Here is a 15746-nt window from a genome sequence, read left to right on the forward strand (position 1 = left end):
CTGTCGAGCGCATGAGCGACCCCGACAGCAGTGACGGCAGCGACTTCCGCGTCGAGCACGACTCCATGGGCGAGGTCCGGGTGCCGGCCGCGGCACTCTGGAAGGCGCAGACCCAGCGCGCGGTGGAGAACTTCCCCATCAGCGGCACGCCGATCGAGCCGGCGCTCGTCCACGCGCTGGGCGAGGTCAAAGCCGCGGCAGCCGTCGCCAACGGGCGGCTCGGGGTGCTGCCGGCCGAGACCGCCCATGCGATCGCGTCCGCGGCGCGGGAGGTCGCCGAAGGACGCCACGACGCCCAGTTCCCCATCGACGTCTTCCAGACCGGCTCGGGCACGAGCTCCAACATGAACGCCAACGAGGTGATCGCCTCGCTCTGCGCGGCGGCCGGTGTCGAGGTGCACCCCAACGACCACGTCAACGCGAGCCAGTCGAGCAACGACACGTTCCCGACGGCGATCCACGTGGCCGCGACGCTCGCCGTCGCCGACGACCTGCAGCCCGCCCTCGACGTGCTCGCGACGTCACTGGAGGCGAAGGCCGAGGAGTTCGCCGGGCTCGTGAAGTCGGGCCGCACCCACCTGATGGACGCCACCCCGGTGATGCTGGGCCAGGAGCTCGGCGGCTACGCCGCCACGATCCGGTACGCCGGCGAGCGGCTCGACGCCGTACTCCCCCGGGTGCGGGAGCTCCCCCTGGGCGGCACGGCGGTCGGCACCGGGATCAACACCCCCGACGGCTTCCCGCAGGCCGCGATCGAGGCGCTGGGCGAGGCGACGGGGCAGCCCTTCACCGAGGCGCGCAACCACTTCGAGGCGCAGGGCACGCGCGACTCGCTCGTCGAGCTGAGCGGTGTGTTGAGGACGATCGCCGTCGGCCTCACGAAGATCTGCAACGACCTGCGCTGGCTGAGCTCCGGCCCGACGACGGGCCTGGCCGAGATCCACCTGCCCGACCTGCAGCCGGGCTCCTCGATCATGCCGGGCAAGGTCAACCCGGTGCTGCCCGAGGCCACGCTGATGGTCTGCATGCAGGTGATCGGCAACGACGCGGCCGTGACCGCGGCGGGCGCCAGCGGCAGCTTCGAGCTCAACGTCGCCATGCCCGTGCTGGCCCGCAACCTGCTGGAGTCGGTGCGGCTCCTCGCCGCGTCCACGCGCACGCTGGCGGCCCGCTGCGTCGACGGCATCACGGCCGACGCCGACCGGATGCGCCGCTACGCGGAGTCCTCGCCCTCGGTCGTCACGCCCCTCAACCGGCACCTCGGCTACGAGACGGCCGCCAAGATCGCCAAACAGGCCCTCGCCGACGGCGCCACCATCCGGGAGACCGTCGTCGCGATGGGGTTCGTCGAGCGCGGCGAGATCACCGAGGAGCAGCTGGACGCGGCGCTCGACGTGGAGTCGATGACGCATCCCTGACCTGGCGGTCGATCTCCTCGCCGAGGTCGCGGCGCAGCTGGTCGTGCTCGGGGCCGAGCGGCACCGGCGACCCACCCGTCATCAGCCCCGTCCAGTGGTGCAGGGCGGCCGGCCAGCCCACGATCTCCGCCGGCTCCCACTCGTAGCGCGGGGTCACGTGCGCGTGCAGGAAGGCGTCGGTGTTGCCCTGGATCTCCAGGTTGATCCGACGGAACCGCGGGTCGCGCGCCGAGCACACCGCCGAGACGGCGCGTCCGAGGATCGCCATGTCCTCGAGGAACTCCATCTGCCGCGCCGGCGGGAGGTCGGTGAGCTGGTCGATGCCCGGGGTGTCGGTGATGAGCACGCAGTAGCCCGGCAGGTGCTGCACGTCGCCGATCACGGCGAAGCCGGCGCGCATCCGGCGCAGCACGGTCGGGTTGGTGCCCGCGAGGGCGGTGCCGACCCGGTCGGCCCGGAAGTCGTCCGGGTCAGGAGCCACGGGCACTCAGTACCAACCGGTGCCCTGGGAGTGACCCCAGGCCGAGCACGGGCTGCCGTAGCGGTCCTGGATGTAGCCCAGTCCCCACGTGATCTGGGTGACCGGGTTGGAGTACCAGTCCGGGCCGGCCGAGGCCATCTTCGAGCCCGGCAGCGACTGCGGGATGCCGTGGGCGCCGGAGGATGCGTTGTGGGCGAGCGGGTTCCAGTTGGACTCCCGCGTCCAGAGCAGGTCGAGGCAGCCGAACTGGTCCTGGCTCCACCCGTAGTCGCCGAGGAGCGCCCGGGCGATGTCCTTCGGGTCGGAGTCGGAGAGCCGCTCGGACTCGGTGACCGCCGACGTCCGGGCCGGCGCCATCACGGCCTGCTTGGTCGGGTCGGCCGCGCCGCGGCGGTCGTTGCGCGAGACGACGGGCAGCCGCGCGGGCGTGCCGCCGGTGTCGGCCTGGGCCCGGAGGCTGCCGATCGTGCTGTCGAGGTCGGCGCTCGCGTCCGCAGCTGCCGGCTGCGGGGCGTGCTTGCCGAGGAGTCCTCCGCCGATGGTGATGCCGGTGACGGCGACCGCGACACCGGAGAGCACGACGGTGTTGCGGACCGCCTTCTTCGGGGCTTCGGCGAGGTGGGCATGTCGGGGGGCGCCGCGGTGCTTGGGGGCAGCCTTCGCGTTTTTCGACAAGTCAGAGTTCCGTGATCGACAACAGATGAGGTCGCCCTCCGAGGCGGTCCGCGACCGAGCTCGCGAACCAGGGCAACCTCGGACACCCTGCCTGACTTCACTCCCCCTCGCAAACCGAACCGCGCATGTCGTGGAGGAAGTCCCGGCAACCTTCGCCCCATCCGTCACACCAGACCCAGGCATCCCGGTGCGGTGTGTTCAATTCCCTACACGACGACGTTCTCCAGCATCTCCGTCACCAGCGCGGCGATCGGCGAGCGCTCCGAGCGGGTCAGGGTCACGTGCGCGAAGAGCGGGTGGCCCTTGAGCTTCTCGACGACCGCGACGACACCGTCGTGGCGCCCGACCCGCAGGTTGTCGCGCTGGGCGACGTCGTGGGTCAGCACCACCTTGGAGTTGGCCCCGATCCGCGAGAGCACGGTCAGCAGCACGTTGCGCTCCAGCGACTGCGCCTCGTCGACGATCACGAAGGAGTCGTGCAGCGAGCGCCCGCGGATGTGGGTGAGCGGGAGCACCTCGAGCATGCCGCGGTCGAGGACCTCCTCGATCACGTCGCGCGAGGTGAGCGCGCCGAGGGTGTCGAAGACGGCCTGCGCCCAGGGCGACATCTTCTCCGACTCCGAGCCCGGCAGGTAGCCGAGCTCCTGGCCACCGACGGCGAAGAGCGGACGGAAGACGACGACCTTCTTGTGCTGCCGCCGCTCCATGACCGCCTCGAGGCCCGCACACAGCGCGAGCGCCGACTTGCCCGTGCCGGCGCGGCCGCCGAGCGAGACGATGCCGACCTCGGGGTCGAGCAGCATCTCCAGGGCGATCCGCTGCTCGGCGGAGCGCCCGTGGATCCCGAAGGCCTCCCGGTCGCCGCGCACGAGGTGCACCTGCTTGTCTGCGCCGACACGACCGAGCGCCGTGCCGCGGTCGGAGAGCAGCACCAGGCCCTGGTGGCAGGGCAGGTCGCGAGCCTCCTCGAGGTCGAGCGTGCCGTCGTCGTACAGCTCGTCGAGGTCCTCGGCGGCCACCTCCAGCTCGGCCATCCCGGAGTAGCCGGTGTCGGAGTCGCCGATGCGCTCGCCGCGGTACTCCTCGGCCTGCAGGCCGACCGCCGATGCCTTGATCCGCAGCGGCAGGTCCTTGGAGACGAGCGTGACGTCGTGGCCCTCGTCCGCCAGGTTGCGCGCGACGGCGAGGATGCGGGTGTCGTTATCGCCCAGCCGGAAGCCCGACGGGAGCGACGCGACGTCGGTGTGGTTGAGCTCGACCCGGACCGACCCACCCTCCTCGCCCACGGGGACGGGCGTGTCGAGGCGGCCGTGGCTGATGCGCATCTCGTCGAGCATGCGCAGCGCGCTGCGCGCGAAGTACCCGAGCTCGGGATGGTGCCGTTTCCCCTCCAGCTCGGTGATGACGACCACCGGGAGGACGACCTCGTGCTCGGCGAACCTGCGCAGGGCCGTCGGATCGGCCAGCAGGACGCTCGTGTCGAGCACGTAGGTACGGCGACCCGGGACGGGCTCGACCTTGGCGCGATCGGGGCTGGAAGCGGCGCGCGACTTCGGATTGGGCACTTCGCACCTCACCGGACCGCACGCGTCTGTCGCGCCCGGCCCTATTCGTTGAAGAGGGACCGGGTTGCGCAACCGTGGTGGATCACGTCGAGCCTCCCGATGTGGCGGGCTTCCCCACCCGCCACTGCTGCGAAAGTACGCCCGCCGCACGTCTCCGGCAGGCGACACGCCCTAACGGGTGCATGAACCTTGCGTGTCGCGCCAGACTGGCTCCGTGCACCCGCTCGACCTCTGGGACTTCGACGACCCGAGCGGCTCCGAGGCCCGCTTCCGCGAGGCGGCGGGACGCGCCGAGGGCATGCAGCAGGCCGTCCTGATGACCCAGGTCGCCCGCGCGCTCGGCCTCCAGCAGGAGTACGACGCCGCGCACGACGTGCTCGACGAGCTCATGCCCGACGGCGCCCCCGAGGTCGAGGCCCGGCTGCTGCTCGAGCGGGGCAGGATCTACCGCTCCTCCGGCGACGCCGGGCACGCGCGGCCCTTCTTCGAGACGGCCGCCACCGTCGCCCGGGGCGCGGGGCTCGAGGAGCTGTGGGTCGACGCGCTGCACATGGTCGCACTCGTCGCACCTCCGGAGGAGCAGCTCGACGCCCAGCTCGCCGCACTGGCGGGCGCGGAGTCGGCGACCGACCCGCGAGCACGCCGCTGGCGGGCGTCGCTGCTCAACAACATCGGCATGGTGCACGCCGACGCGGAGCGCTGGGAGGAGGCACTGACGGCGTTCGAGGACGCCCGCGCGGCCCGCGAGGCGACCGACGGCACCCCGGGCGAGATCGGCGTCGCGCGCTGGATGATCGCCTGGGCGCTGCGCAACCTCGGTCGCGCCGACGAGGCCCTCGCGATGCAGCGAGCGCTCAAGGCCGACCTCGAGGCGCGGGGCGCGGAGGACCCCTACGTCGACGAGGAGATCGCGATCCTCACGTCCGGAGGTAGCGCAGGTCGGTGATCTCGCGGCCGGCGGCGATGCCCTTGCGCTCGAACTTCGTGACCGGCCGCTCCGCCCAGCGCTCGACGATGCCGCCCTCCAGCCCGGGCGCGGCGTCGAGCACCTCGACCATCTGCTCCGCGTAGTCGCCCCAGTCCGTCGCGAGCCGCCAGACGCCTCCCGGTCGCAGCCTCCCGGCCACCAGCGCCGCGAAGTCCGGGTTCACCAGGCGCCGTTTGTGGTGCCGGGTCTTGTGCCACGGGTCCGGGAAGAACGTCCACAGCTCCGCGATGCTGGCGGGTGCCAGCAGGTGCTCGACCGACCAGACCGCGTCGACGCCGCACAGCCGCACGTTGCGGGCGCCGGCCTCCTCGAGCCGCGCGAGCGTCGAGGCCACGCCCGGCTTCCAGACCTCGAACGCCACGACGTCGTACGACGGCCTGGTCGCCGCCAGCGCCGCCGTCGCCTCCCCCACGCCCGAACCGATCTCCACCACCAGGCCGTCGCGCTCGTCCGGGCCCCGGCCGAACCAGGTGTCGAAGGAGAACCCCTGCTGGTCGACCGCCTCGTCGGGCACCACCCACTCCTGGGCATGCGCCTCCCACGCGAGCGCCTGCTGGGGGGTGAAGCGGCTCCCTCGGCGGCTGTAGGTCAGCACCTCCCGCATCCGCCGCCCGTCCTCGGTCAGCTTCTGGTGCGGTCGCGCGGGGCTGACGCCCGAGCGGTCGTCGGTCACGCGGTGCCCGCCGCGACGAGGATGACCACGAACACGATGTAGAGCACGAAGCCCACGACGTAGAGCCCGAGGATGCAGCTGCCGACGATGCCGAGGACGTAGCCGATCTGCACCTGGCTGGAGCCGCCGTAGCGACCTCCGGCCGCCGCCATCTCCTGCTTCACGCGCCGGCCCTTGACCCACGCGAACGGAGCGACGAGCTGGCAGACGGCGAGCCCCACGATCCCCAGGATGAGCACCATCGTGGCGTCCGGGTGGTCCGGCGCCCACTGCGGCGCCCCGCCCGGTCCGTAGCCCGGTCCGTAGCCCGGCCCGGGAGCGCCGTAGGGCTGGTAGGGGTTGTGCGGAGGCTGCTGCTCGCTCATGCCCGGAATCCTCCCATCCCGGGGACGGGGGAAGACCACGACGGCCCCGGACCTTGCGGTCCGGGGCCGTCGAGTGACTGTCAGGTCAGATCAGAAGTGGTTCACTTCGTGATCTTGGTGACCCGGCCGGCGCCGACGGTGCGGCCACCCTCACGGATGGCGAACCGCAGGCCCTCGTCCATGGCGATGGGCTGGATCAGCTCAACGGCCATCTCGGTGTTGTCGCCCGGCATGACCATCTCGGTGCCCTCGGGGAGGGTCACGACGCCGGTCACGTCCGTGGTACGGAAGTAGAACTGCGGGCGGTAGTTGTTGAAGAACGGCGTGTGACGGCCGCCCTCCTCCTTCGAGAGGATGTAGACCGAGGCCTCGAAGTTGGTGTGCGGGGTCGTCGTGCCGGGCTTGATCACGACCATGCCGCGCTCGACGTCCTCGCGCTTGGTGCCACGGAGGAGCAGACCGACGTTCTCACCGGCCTGGCCCTCGTCGAGCAGCTTGCGGAACATCTCGACACCGGTGACGGTGCTCTTCTGCGAGCCCTCGCGGATGCCGATGATCTCGACCTCCTCGTTGACCTTCACGATGCCCCGCTCGATGCGGCCGGTGATGACCGTGCCGCGACCGGTGATGGTGAAGACGTCCTCGACGGGCATGAGGAACGGCTTGTCCGTGTCACGCGCCGGGGTCGGGATGTACTCGTCGACCGCGGACATGAGCTCGGCAACCGACTCGGCCCACTTGGCGTCGCCGTTGAGGGCCGGGAAGGCCGCAACGCGCACGACCGGAACGTCGTCGCCCGGGAACTCGTACTCGGAGAGGAGCTCGCGCACCTCCATCTCGACGAGCTCGATGAGCTCCTCGTCGTCGACCATGTCGCACTTGTTGAGCGCCACGACCAGGGCCGGCACGCCGACCTGGCGGGCGAGCAGCACGTGCTCACGCGTCTGCGGCATCGGGCCGTCGGTGGCGGCGACCACGAGGATCGCGCCGTCCATCTGCGCCGCGCCGGTGATCATGTTCTTGATGTAGTCGGCGTGACCGGGGCAGTCGACGTGGGCGTAGTGACGCGCCTCGGTCTGGTACTCGATGTGCGCGATCGAGATCGTGATGCCGCGCTGCCGCTCCTCGGGAGCCTTGTCGATCTGGTCGAACGGCGAGGCCTCGTTGAGGTCCGGGTACTTGTCGTGCAGCACCTTCGAGATCGCCGCGGTCAGCGTCGTCTTCCCGTGGTCGATGTGACCGATCGTGCCGATGTTCACGTGCGGCTTGGTCCGCTCGAACTTCGCCTTAGCCACTGGGGGCTCCTCCTGGTTTGTTTGTTACTTGACTCGTACTAATGGGTGGTGCCGAGGGCCGGGTCTGCAGTTCTGACGAACTACTCGCCACGAGCCTTCTTGATGATCTCGTCGGCGATGTTCGTGGGAACCTCGGCGTACGAGTCGAACTCCATCGAGTACGAAGCCTGGCCGGAGGTCTTGGACCTCAGGTCGCCAACGTACCCGAACATCTCGGACAGCGGCACGAGGGCGCTCACGACGATGTCGCCGTGACGCTCCTCCTGCGCGCGGATCTGGCCGCGACGGCTGTTGATGTCACCGATCACCGTGCCGAGGAAGCTCTCGGGCGTGGTGACCTCGACGGCGAACATCGGCTCGAGCAGGCAGGGACGCGCCTGGCGCGCGGCCTCCTTGAACGCCTGCAGACCGGCGATCTTGAACGCCAGCTCGGAGGAGTCGACGTCGTGGTAGGCGCCGTCCTCGAGGGTGAACTTCACGTCGACCATCGGGTAGCCGGCGAGCACGCCGAACTCCATGGCCTCCTGGCCACCGTGGTCGACCGAGGGGATGTACTCCTTCGGCACGCGACCACCGGACACGTTGTTCACGAACTCGTAGCCAGCACCGAGGCCCGTCTCCGGGTCGGTGTTGGGCTCCATCGAGATGACGACCTTCGCGAACTGTCCCGAGCCACCCGTCTGCTTCTTGTGGGTGTAGGAGTGGTTCGTGACGGCGCTGCGGATGGTCTCGCGGTAGGCGACCTGGGGCTTGCCGACGGTCGCCTCGACCTTGAACTCGCGCTTCATCCGGTCGACCAGGATCTCCAGGTGGAGCTCGCCCATGCCGGCGATGATGGTCTGGCCGGTCTCCTCGTCGGTCTTGACGACGAAGGTCGGGTCCTCGTCGGACAGCCGCTGGATCGCGGTGCCGAGCTTCTCCTGGTCGCTCTTGGTCTTCGGCTCGATGGCGACCTCGATCACCGGGGCCGGGAACGTCATCGACTCCAGGACGACCTGGTTGTTGGGGTCGCTCAGCGTGTGGCCGGTCTTGGTGTCCTTCAGACCCATGACCGCCACGATCTGGCCGGCGCCGACCGACGCGATCTCCTCACGCTTGTTGGCGTGCATCTGGTAGACCTTGCCGATCCGCTCCTTGCGGCCGTTGACCGAGTTGACCACGGTCGAGCCCGCCTCGAGCTTGCCCGAGTAGACGCGGACGTAGATCAGCTTGCCGAGGTGCGGGTCCGTGGCGATCTTGTAGGCCAGGCCGGAGAACGGCTCGTCGTCGGACGGCTGACGGGTGATCTCCTTCTCCTCGTTGCGCGGGTCGTGACCCACGATGCCGTCGATGTCGAGCGGCGAGGGGAGGTAGTCGACGACCGCGTCGAGCAGGGGCTGGACGCCCTTGTTCTTGAACGCGGTGCCGCAGAGGACCGGGTTGAGCTTGTCGGCGAGCGTCGCACGACGGATGGCGGCCTTCAGGGTCGGCACGTCGAAGACGTCACCGTCCTCGAGGTAGACCTCCATGATGTCGTCGTCGGCCTCGGCGAGGGTCTCCACGAGCTTCTCGCGGTACTCCTCGGCCTGCGCCTGCAGCTCGGCCGGGATCTCCTCGACGGCGTAGTCCTCGCCCATCTGGGTCTCGCCGCGCCAGACCTTGGCCTTCATCTCGACCAGGTCGACGACGCCGATGAAGTCGGACTCGGCACCGATCGGCAGCTGGAGGACCAGGGTGGTGGAGTTGAGGCGCTCGACCATCATGTCGACGCAGCGGAAGAAGTCGGCACCCGTGCGGTCGAGCTTGTTGACGAAGCACATCCGGGGCACGGAGTACTTGTTGGCCTGACGCCACACCGTCATGGTCTGGGGCTCGACACCGGCGACACCGTCGAAGACCGCGACCGCACCGTCGAGCACGCGCAGCGAGCGCTCCACCTCGGCCGTGAAGTCCACGTGGCCGGGGGTGTCGATGATGTTGATCTGGTGCTTCTTCCACCAGCAGGTCGTCGCGGCGGACGTGATGGTGATGCCGCGCTCCTGCTCCTGCTCCATCCAGTCCATCGTCGCGGCACCCTCGTGGACCTCACCGATCTTGTAGGTGATGCCGGTGTAGAAGAGGATGCGCTCGGTGGTGGTGGTCTTGCCGGCGTCGATGTGCGCCATGATGCCGATGTTGCGGACGACGTTCAGGTCCGTCGTGATGTCGACTGCCACGTGAGTCAGCGTTCCTTAGGAAGTAGTGGGCAGGTGAGTGCGGGACGGGCCTCCCTGTGGGGCGCCCGTCCCGACCACGTCACCAGCGGTAGTGGGCGAAGGCCTTGTTGGACTCGGCCATCTTGTGCGTGTCCTCGCGCTTCTTCACCGCGGCACCGAGGCCGTTGGAGGCGTCGAGGATCTCGTTCATGAGGCGCTCGCTCATCGTCTTCTCGCGACGGTCCTGGGCGTAGCCCACGAGCCAGCGCAGCGCGAGCGTGGTGCCGCGGGTGCCCTTGACCTCGATCGGGACCTGGTAGGTCGCACCACCGACACGGCGGGACTTGACCTCGATGGCGGGGCGCACGTTGTCGAGCGCACGCTTCAGCGTGATGACCGGGTCGACGCCCGTCTTCTCACGCGTGCCCTCGAGAGCGGTGTAGACGATGCGCTGCGCAACCTGCTTCTTGCCGTCCATCAGCACCTTCGACACGAGCTGGGTGACCAGCTGCGAGCCGTAGACGGGGTCGACGTCGAGGGGACGCTTCGGCGCGGGGCCCTTGCGCGGCATGTCAGCTCTTCTCCTTCTTGGCACCGTAGCGGCTGCGAGCCTGCTTACGGTTCTTCACGGCCTGGGTGTCCAGGGCGCCACGGATGACCTTGTAACGGACACCGGGCAGGTCCTTCACACGACCGCCGCGGACGAGCACGATCGAGTGCTCCTGCAGGTTGTGACCCTCACCCGGGATGTAGGCGGTGACCTCGACGCCGCTGCTCAGGCGCACACGGGCGACCTTGCGGAGGGCGGAGTTCGGCTTCTTCGGGGTGGTGGTGTAGACGCGGGTGCACACACCGCGTCGCTGGGGCGAACCCTTCAGGGCAGGCGTCTTGTTCTTCGACACCTTGTCCTGGCGGCCCTTGCGGACCAACTGGTTGATGGTGGGCACCTGGTGGTTCCCTTTCCTTGTCTGCTGTCACGGTCCGGCGACCTGCCGGGCACGGGAGTACTGCGTTGCTGCTCGTGCCGTTGAGACGGTCCTCGGATCCGATGGAGTGAGGGCACGCTCGACGCGTCTGGGCGTGCCAGACACAAGGAACGAGATTACCGGCCGCCCCTGACCGGCGCAAAATGCGGAACGGACCCTGCGATCAGGTGAGCCAGCCGGTGATCGGGTCGATCGCGAAGTAGACCACGAACAGCAGCGCGACGACCGCCAGCAGCGGGTGCACCTCGGCGGCCTTGCCGCGCACCAGCTTGAGGAACACGTAGGCGATGAAGCCGGCGCCGATCCCGACCGAGATCGAGTAGGTGAACGGCATCAGCACGATGGTCAGGAACGCCGGGAGCGCGATCTCGATGTCGTCCCAGGCGATGCCCTTGACCTGCTGCATCATCAGGAAGCCGACGAGGACCAGCGCCGGCACGGCGGCCTCGCTCGGGATCACCTCGACCACCGGCGCGATGAACATCGCGATCAGGAAGAGCAGGCCCGTCACCACGCTCGCCAGCCCGGTGCGCGCGCCCTCCGCCACGCCCGACGCCGACTCGATGTAGGAGGTGTTCGACGAGATGCCCGCGGCGCCGCCCGCAGCGGCGGCGAGCGAGTCGACGACCAGGATCCGCTGCATGTTCGGCGGGACGCCCTCCTCGTCGAGCAGGCCGGCCTCCTCGCCGATCGCCGTCATCGTGCCGACCGTGTCGAAGAAGTCGGAGATGAGGAGGGTGAAGATCAGCAGGCAGACCGCGACGACGCCGGCCTCGCCCCACGACCCGAAGAGGTTGAACTCACCGAGCAGCCCGAGGTCGGGCTTGGCGAAGACGTCGTCGGGCCACGCCGGGACGTTCAGGTTCCACCCCACCGGGTTGACCGTGTCGGGATCGACGAAGGTGGCACCGACGTCGGCGACCGACTCCACGATGATCGCGATCACCGTGGTCACCAGGATCGCGATGAGGATCGCACCCGGGATCCGGCGCGCGTAGAGCGCGACCATCAGCGCCAGCCCGATGCAGAAGACGAGGACCGGCCAGCCCTGCAGCTTGTTGTCGATGCCGATCTGCACGGGCGGTGCGGCGATGCCGGTGCTGCGCACGAAGCCGGCGTCGACCAGGCCGATGAGGGTCAGGAAGAGCCCGATGCCGACGGCGATGGCGACCTTCAGCTGCGCGGGGACCGCGTTGAACACGGCCTTGCGGAAGCCGGTGAGGACGAGCACCAGGATGATCAGGCCCTCGATGACGACCAGACCCATGGCGTCGGCCCAGGTCATCTGGCTCGCCACGGAGTAGGTGACGAACGCGTTGAGCCCGAGACCGGTCGCCAGCGCGATCGGGAAGTTGGCGACGACACCCATCAGGATCGTGATGACGCCCGCGACCAGAGCCGTGGCGGCGGCGATCTGCGCCCCGTCACCGCCGGCCAGCTGCTTCCCGTCGACGTCGATGCCGCCGAGCAGGATGATCGGGTTCAGCACGATGATGTAGGCCATCGTGAGGAAGGTGACGACGCCACCGCGGATCTCGCGCCCGACGCTGGAGCCGCGCTCGGAGATGTGGAAGAAACGGTCGATGCCAGATGTGCCCGAGGCCAGCTCAGTGCTCATGAGGGCAGCATGGCAGAACTGCGACCTCCTGGAGCGGCAACGGCTCGGCGTGGTGCCGTGCGCAGGACGACCAGCGCGAGCCCGACACCGACCAGCACCAGGACCCCTCCGACGATGAGGGTCCAGCGGGCGCCGTACGTCTCCCCGATCCAGCCGATCACCGGAGCACCGAGCGGAGTGCCGCCCATGACGATGGTCATGTAGAGCGCCATCACCCGACCGCGGAACTCGGGGTCGGACTCGACCTGCAGGGTCGCGTTGGCCGAGTTGAGCAGGGTGATGGTCGAGAGGCCGATGAGCGGGGCGAACAGCGCGAACGAGGCGTACGACGGCAGCGACCCCGCGATGATCTCCGCGACGCCGAAGCCGACCGCTGCCAGGACCAGGAGGCGGATCCGGATCCGCGGCCGTCGCGCCGCGAGCAGCGCGCCGCTCAGGGAGCCGACCGCGAGGGCCGACCCGAGCAGGCCGAACTCCCCCGCGCCCTTGCCGAAGACCTCGGTCGCCATCAGGGCGGAGGTCATCTGGAAGTTCATGCCGAACGTGCCGGCGAAGAAGACCAGCACCATGATCATCAGCATCTTGGGCTGGTCACGCAGGTAGCGCACGCCCTCGAGCAGCATCCCCGGCCGCCGGGCGGCCGGCTTGGGCGAGTGCAGGGCGCGGGTGTCCATGCGCTCCAGCTGCCAGATCACCGCGAGGTAGGACGCGGCGTTGACCAGGATGACCCACCCGGTCGCCCGCATGCCGCCCCCCAGCAGGCCGATCAGCACGCCGGCGAGGGCCGGGCCCACGATGCGCGCGGTGTTGAAGGCGGCGGAGTTGAGCCCCACCGCGTTAGTGACGTCGTCGGGGCCGACCATCTCGGAGACGAAGGCCTGGCGCGCGGGCGCGTCGAACGCGGCGCCGACACCGAACGCGACGGCGATGACGTAGACGTGCCAGGTCTCCGCGACCCCGCACGCGGCGATCACGCCGAGCATCAGCGCGGCCACGGCCATCGTGGCCTGGGTGATCTGCAGGAGGCGGCGCTTCGGGAAGCGGTCGGCGATCACGCCGGCGTACGGCGAGAGCAGGAGGACCGGCAGGAACTGCAGGCCGGTCGTGATGCCGAGCGCGGCACCGCCGTTGCCCGGGATGCTCAGCACCAGCCAGTCCTGGGCGACCCGCTGCATCCAGGTGCCGGTGTTGGAGACGACGCTGCCGGCGAGGTAGCGGCGGTAGTTCTGGTGGGACAGGGAGCGGAACGTGGGACTCGTGGGGTCCTCCTTCGAGGTGGATCGGGGTCAGTCGGCCTGGGCCAGGCGCTGGAGGATCGGCGTGGCGCGGCGCAAGGCGTCGCGCTCGTCGGGGGTGAGCTCCGCCAGGCGCCGGTTGAGCCACTCGTCGCGCCGGGCCCGGTCGGCGAGGAGGACGGTGCGGCCGGTCTCGGTGAGCGCCACGACCACCTGGCGGCCGTCGGACTCGTGCGGACGCCGGACGACGTAGCCACCGTCGGCGAGGCAGTTGACCGTGCGGGTCATGCTCGGCGGCTGCACCCGCTCGTGGACGGCCAGCGCGCCGACGCTCAGGTCACCGTTGCGGTGGAGCGCGCCGAGCACCGCCATCTGGCCCACGCTCAGCGGGTTGCTGGGGTGCCGCTCGTTGGCCAGTCGGCGGCGCAGGCGCATGACGGAGATCCGGAGCTCGCTGGCGAGCCCGGCGTCGGTGCGGACGACCTTCTCAGCGGTGGGCATGTCCTTAGCATAAGTCATTACCCTTGCTAACCATTCCTCGGGCTCGGCGCGGCCGTCTACGATCGAGCCGTGGACCTGCGCGACGAGCAACCGACCCAGCACGAGATCGGAAGCCGCACCTACCTGATCGCTCCCGTCGAACCCCTCGACGTCGACGGCGTGCGGACGGTCCAGGTGGGCACGGGGCTGTTCCTGCTGGGCTTTCTGGGACTGATCCCGTTCTGGGCCCGCCTGCAGGAGTCCGACGACACCTGGCTGCTCTGGATGTGCCTGACGGGGGTCGGGCTCGGCCTGCTCGGCATGGAGTACTGCAAGCGACGTCGCCGCTTCCGCACCGAGCGCGACGCGGGCGAGGCCTGATCGCGTGGGCGCATCACTCCGGCTCCCCGCGGCCCTCGTCGCGCTGGTCGCCGCCACCACCCTGACCGCGTGCTCGGGCGACGACGAGCCGAAGAGCAAGGACGACCCCGCCGCGGCGGCCGCCGCCGACTCCTCCGTCGAGTTCCGGCGGGTGGTCTCCACGACCATCAGCGAGCAGGGCTGCACGTCGGCGCCCGAGAAGCCCGCGGCCGACGACTGCGCCGCGCTCACCGCCTTCACGTGCCCTGCGGACGCCCAGGACCTCGCCGACAGCTTCGTGATCGCCTGCGGCACCGGCGCCTACCAGCACGAGGCCTACCTGCTCGGCGAGCCCGAGATCACCCACGGGATCGCCTCCGCCGAGGCGGGCCGGCCGGAGAGCGCCGGCGGCTGGGTGATCGACCTCCAGCTGACCGACGACGCCGGCGACAAGCTCGCCTCCCTCACCAAGGAGCTGTCCGGCACCGGCCGGCAGATCGCGCTGGTGCAGGACGGTCAGGTGGTCACGGCCGTGGCGCCGTACGCCACCATCGAGGGCGGCCGGCTCCAGATCAGCCTCGGCGACACGACCGCGAAGGCGGCCGCAGCCCTGGCCGACCGACTGGCCGGGTAGCGCGCCGGATCAGAACTGCTCGAGGTCGGTGCGCGACAGGGTGTCGACCACCGGAGGCGCCGGCGGCACCGGTGCGTGGCGCTTGCTGAGGTGCACCTCGGAGTGCGCGCCGCAGCCGTGGTTGAAGGTGACCACCCGGCCGTCGTCGTTGGCGTCGCCGTTGGCGCAGACACCGAAGGTGTCGGCCAGAGGGCCGGCCAGCCGCACGAGGAAGCCGCAGCTGTAGCAGCTGTCGGGAGCCGACTTGGCCAGCGGGGAGTCGGGGCCGCCGTCGCCGTCGTACCACCGCTCGGCGGCCGCGTCGCGGCCCTCCGGCGAGAGCGTGCGCACCCGCCCCAGGCCGAGGTCCTTGGCGACCTGACGGATCTGCGCCTTCTCGTCGGTGTCGAGCGGGTCGTCGCCGAAGGAGTACGTCGGCACCAGTCGGGGGTCGTCGTCGGAGACCGGGAGGAGGTCGCCGGGCGAGAGGTCGCCGGGCTGGATGCGCTCGCGGTAGGGCACCCACGCAGGCGCGACGATCGCGTCGGAGCCCGGCAGGAGCACGACCTCGTCGACCGTGACGCGCTTCTGTCGCGACGCGCGGGTGAGCGTGACGGCCCAGTGCCAGCCGACGTAGCCGCGGCGGGTGCAGGCGAAGAGGTGGGTGACGACACGCTGCCCGTCGACCTGGTGACCGAGGTGGTCGCCGACATCGGCGGCGTCGACGTCGTCGAGCAGCGCGGCACGCGCCAGGTCGACGGCACCGGCCGTGACGGCGTCGTTGGCCTTGCGCTCCAGAGTGGTCACCGGGCAAGTGTTG

General features: G+C 70.0%; 17 protein-coding genes. 4 read left to right on the top strand and 13 right to left on the bottom strand.

Annotated elements, in window-relative coordinates; all coding sequences use genetic code 11:
* Positions 1 to 11 precede the first annotated feature (11 nt).
* Positions 12 to 1418, top strand: a complete 1407-nt coding sequence (locus ACAX67_RS12815; protein ID WP_370704237.1) for a class II fumarate hydratase — start codon at positions 12 to 14, stop codon at positions 1416 to 1418.
* Here ACAX67_RS12815 and ACAX67_RS12820 read toward each other — a convergent pair.
* The 3 genes from ACAX67_RS12820 to phoH2 all read right to left on the bottom strand — a co-directional run bounded on the left by ACAX67_RS12820 (position 1363) and on the right by phoH2 (position 4139).
* On the bottom strand, positions 1363 to 1899 hold the full coding sequence (locus ACAX67_RS12820; RefSeq protein WP_370704238.1) for an HIT family protein: 537 nt from the start codon (positions 1897 to 1899) through the stop codon (positions 1363 to 1365). The genes ACAX67_RS12815 and ACAX67_RS12820 overlap by 56 nt on opposite strands.
* A 6-nt stretch (positions 1900 to 1905) precedes the next feature.
* Positions 1906 to 2574 (bottom strand): aggregation-promoting factor C-terminal-like domain-containing protein, encoded by a 669-nt coding sequence (locus tag ACAX67_RS12825; protein ID WP_370704239.1) that lies wholly within the window; start codon positions 2572 to 2574, stop codon positions 1906 to 1908.
* A 206-nt stretch (positions 2575 to 2780) separates the two neighbouring features.
* Positions 2781 to 4139, bottom strand: a complete 1359-nt coding sequence (phoH2, locus tag ACAX67_RS12830) for an RNA 5'-3' helicase PhoH2 (protein ID WP_370704240.1) — start codon at positions 4137 to 4139, stop codon at positions 2781 to 2783.
* A gap of 193 nt (positions 4140 to 4332) precedes the next feature.
* Here phoH2 and ACAX67_RS12835 point away from each other — a divergent pair, with 193 nt between their 5' ends.
* Positions 4333 to 5085 (top strand): tetratricopeptide repeat protein, encoded by a 753-nt coding sequence (locus tag ACAX67_RS12835; protein ID WP_370704241.1) that lies wholly within the window; start codon positions 4333 to 4335, stop codon positions 5083 to 5085.
* Here the strand turns inward: ACAX67_RS12835 and trmB are convergent.
* From trmB to ACAX67_RS12880, 9 genes are all read right to left on the bottom strand, one after another.
* Positions 5057 to 5800 carry a tRNA (guanosine(46)-N7)-methyltransferase TrmB gene (gene trmB / locus ACAX67_RS12840; RefSeq protein ID WP_370704242.1) on the bottom strand — a complete coding sequence of 248 codons (744 nt, stop codon included), beginning with the start codon at positions 5798 to 5800 and terminating at the stop codon, positions 5057 to 5059. The genes ACAX67_RS12835 and trmB overlap by 29 nt on opposite strands.
* Positions 5797 to 6165: a hypothetical protein gene (locus tag ACAX67_RS12845; RefSeq protein WP_370704243.1), complete on the bottom strand. Its 369-nt coding sequence runs from the start codon at positions 6163 to 6165 to the stop codon at positions 5797 to 5799. The genes trmB and ACAX67_RS12845 overlap by 4 nt, the downstream gene beginning before the upstream one ends.
* A 101-nt stretch (positions 6166 to 6266) precedes the next feature.
* On the bottom strand, positions 6267 to 7460 hold the full coding sequence (gene tuf, locus ACAX67_RS12850; RefSeq protein ID WP_370704244.1) for an elongation factor Tu: 1194 nt from the start codon (positions 7458 to 7460) through the stop codon (positions 6267 to 6269).
* 80 nt (positions 7461 to 7540) lie between these two features.
* Positions 7541 to 9655 (bottom strand): elongation factor G, encoded by a 2115-nt coding sequence (fusA, locus tag ACAX67_RS12855; RefSeq protein ID WP_370704245.1) that lies wholly within the window; start codon positions 9653 to 9655, stop codon positions 7541 to 7543.
* 79 nt (positions 9656 to 9734) lie between these two features.
* A complete protein-coding gene (rpsG, locus tag ACAX67_RS12860) occupies positions 9735 to 10205 on the bottom strand; it encodes a 30S ribosomal protein S7 (RefSeq protein ID WP_370704246.1) in 471 nt (156 codons plus the stop codon).
* 1 nt (position 10206) lies between these two features.
* Positions 10207 to 10581 (bottom strand): 30S ribosomal protein S12, encoded by a 375-nt coding sequence (rpsL, locus tag ACAX67_RS12865; protein ID WP_109692297.1) that lies wholly within the window; start codon positions 10579 to 10581, stop codon positions 10207 to 10209.
* Between the two features lie 202 nt (positions 10582 to 10783).
* Positions 10784 to 12238: an NCS2 family permease gene (locus tag ACAX67_RS12870; RefSeq protein ID WP_370704247.1), complete on the bottom strand. Its 1455-nt coding sequence runs from the start codon at positions 12236 to 12238 to the stop codon at positions 10784 to 10786.
* Complete coding sequence (locus tag ACAX67_RS12875) at positions 12235 to 13476, bottom strand: MFS transporter (protein WP_370704543.1); 1242 nt, start codon at positions 13474 to 13476, stop codon at positions 12235 to 12237. Before ACAX67_RS12875 ends, ACAX67_RS12870 begins: the two co-directional genes overlap by 4 nt.
* A gap of 48 nt (positions 13477 to 13524) precedes the next feature.
* Positions 13525 to 13974, bottom strand: a complete 450-nt coding sequence (locus ACAX67_RS12880; protein WP_370704248.1) for a MarR family winged helix-turn-helix transcriptional regulator — start codon at positions 13972 to 13974, stop codon at positions 13525 to 13527.
* A 69-nt stretch (positions 13975 to 14043) separates the two neighbouring features.
* Here ACAX67_RS12880 and ACAX67_RS12885 point away from each other — a divergent pair, with 69 nt between their 5' ends.
* A complete protein-coding gene (locus ACAX67_RS12885; RefSeq protein WP_370704249.1) occupies positions 14044 to 14334 on the top strand; it encodes a DUF2530 domain-containing protein in 291 nt (96 codons plus the stop codon).
* Positions 14335 to 14338: 4 nt separating this feature from the next.
* Positions 14339 to 14947, top strand: coding sequence for a SecDF P1 head subdomain-containing protein (locus ACAX67_RS12890; RefSeq protein WP_370704250.1), 609 nt, complete (start codon positions 14339 to 14341; stop codon positions 14945 to 14947).
* 9 nt (positions 14948 to 14956) lie between these two features.
* Here ACAX67_RS12890 and ACAX67_RS12895 read toward each other — a convergent pair whose 3' ends face one another.
* Entirely contained in the window at positions 14957 to 15733 is a 777-nt protein-coding gene (locus ACAX67_RS12895; protein ID WP_370704251.1) for a DUF3027 domain-containing protein, read from the bottom strand.
* Positions 15734 to 15746 lie beyond the last annotated feature (13 nt).

The sequence above is a fragment of the Nocardioides candidus genome (assembly GCF_041321175.1).
Classification (GTDB): domain Bacteria; phylum Actinomycetota; class Actinomycetes; order Propionibacteriales; family Nocardioidaceae; genus Nocardioides.

What these genes read in the sequence shown, in the direction of transcription:
- ACAX67_RS12815 (WP_370704237.1), top strand. Translation starts at nt 12, where the DNA reads ATGAGCGACCCCGACAGCAGTGACGGCAGCGACTTCCGCGTCGAGCAC.
- ACAX67_RS12845 (WP_370704243.1), bottom strand. Translation starts at nt 6,165, where the DNA reads ATGAGCGAGCAGCAGCCTCCGCACAACCCCTACCAGCCCTACGGCGCT.
- rpsG (WP_370704246.1), bottom strand. Translation starts at nt 10,205, where the DNA reads ATGCCGCGCAAGGGCCCCGCGCCGAAGCGTCCCCTCGACGTCGACCCC.
- ACAX67_RS12870 (WP_370704247.1), bottom strand. Translation starts at nt 12,238, where the DNA reads ATGAGCACTGAGCTGGCCTCGGGCACATCTGGCATCGACCGTTTCTTC.
- ACAX67_RS12880 (WP_370704248.1), bottom strand. Translation starts at nt 13,974, where the DNA reads ATGCCCACCGCTGAGAAGGTCGTCCGCACCGACGCCGGGCTCGCCAGC.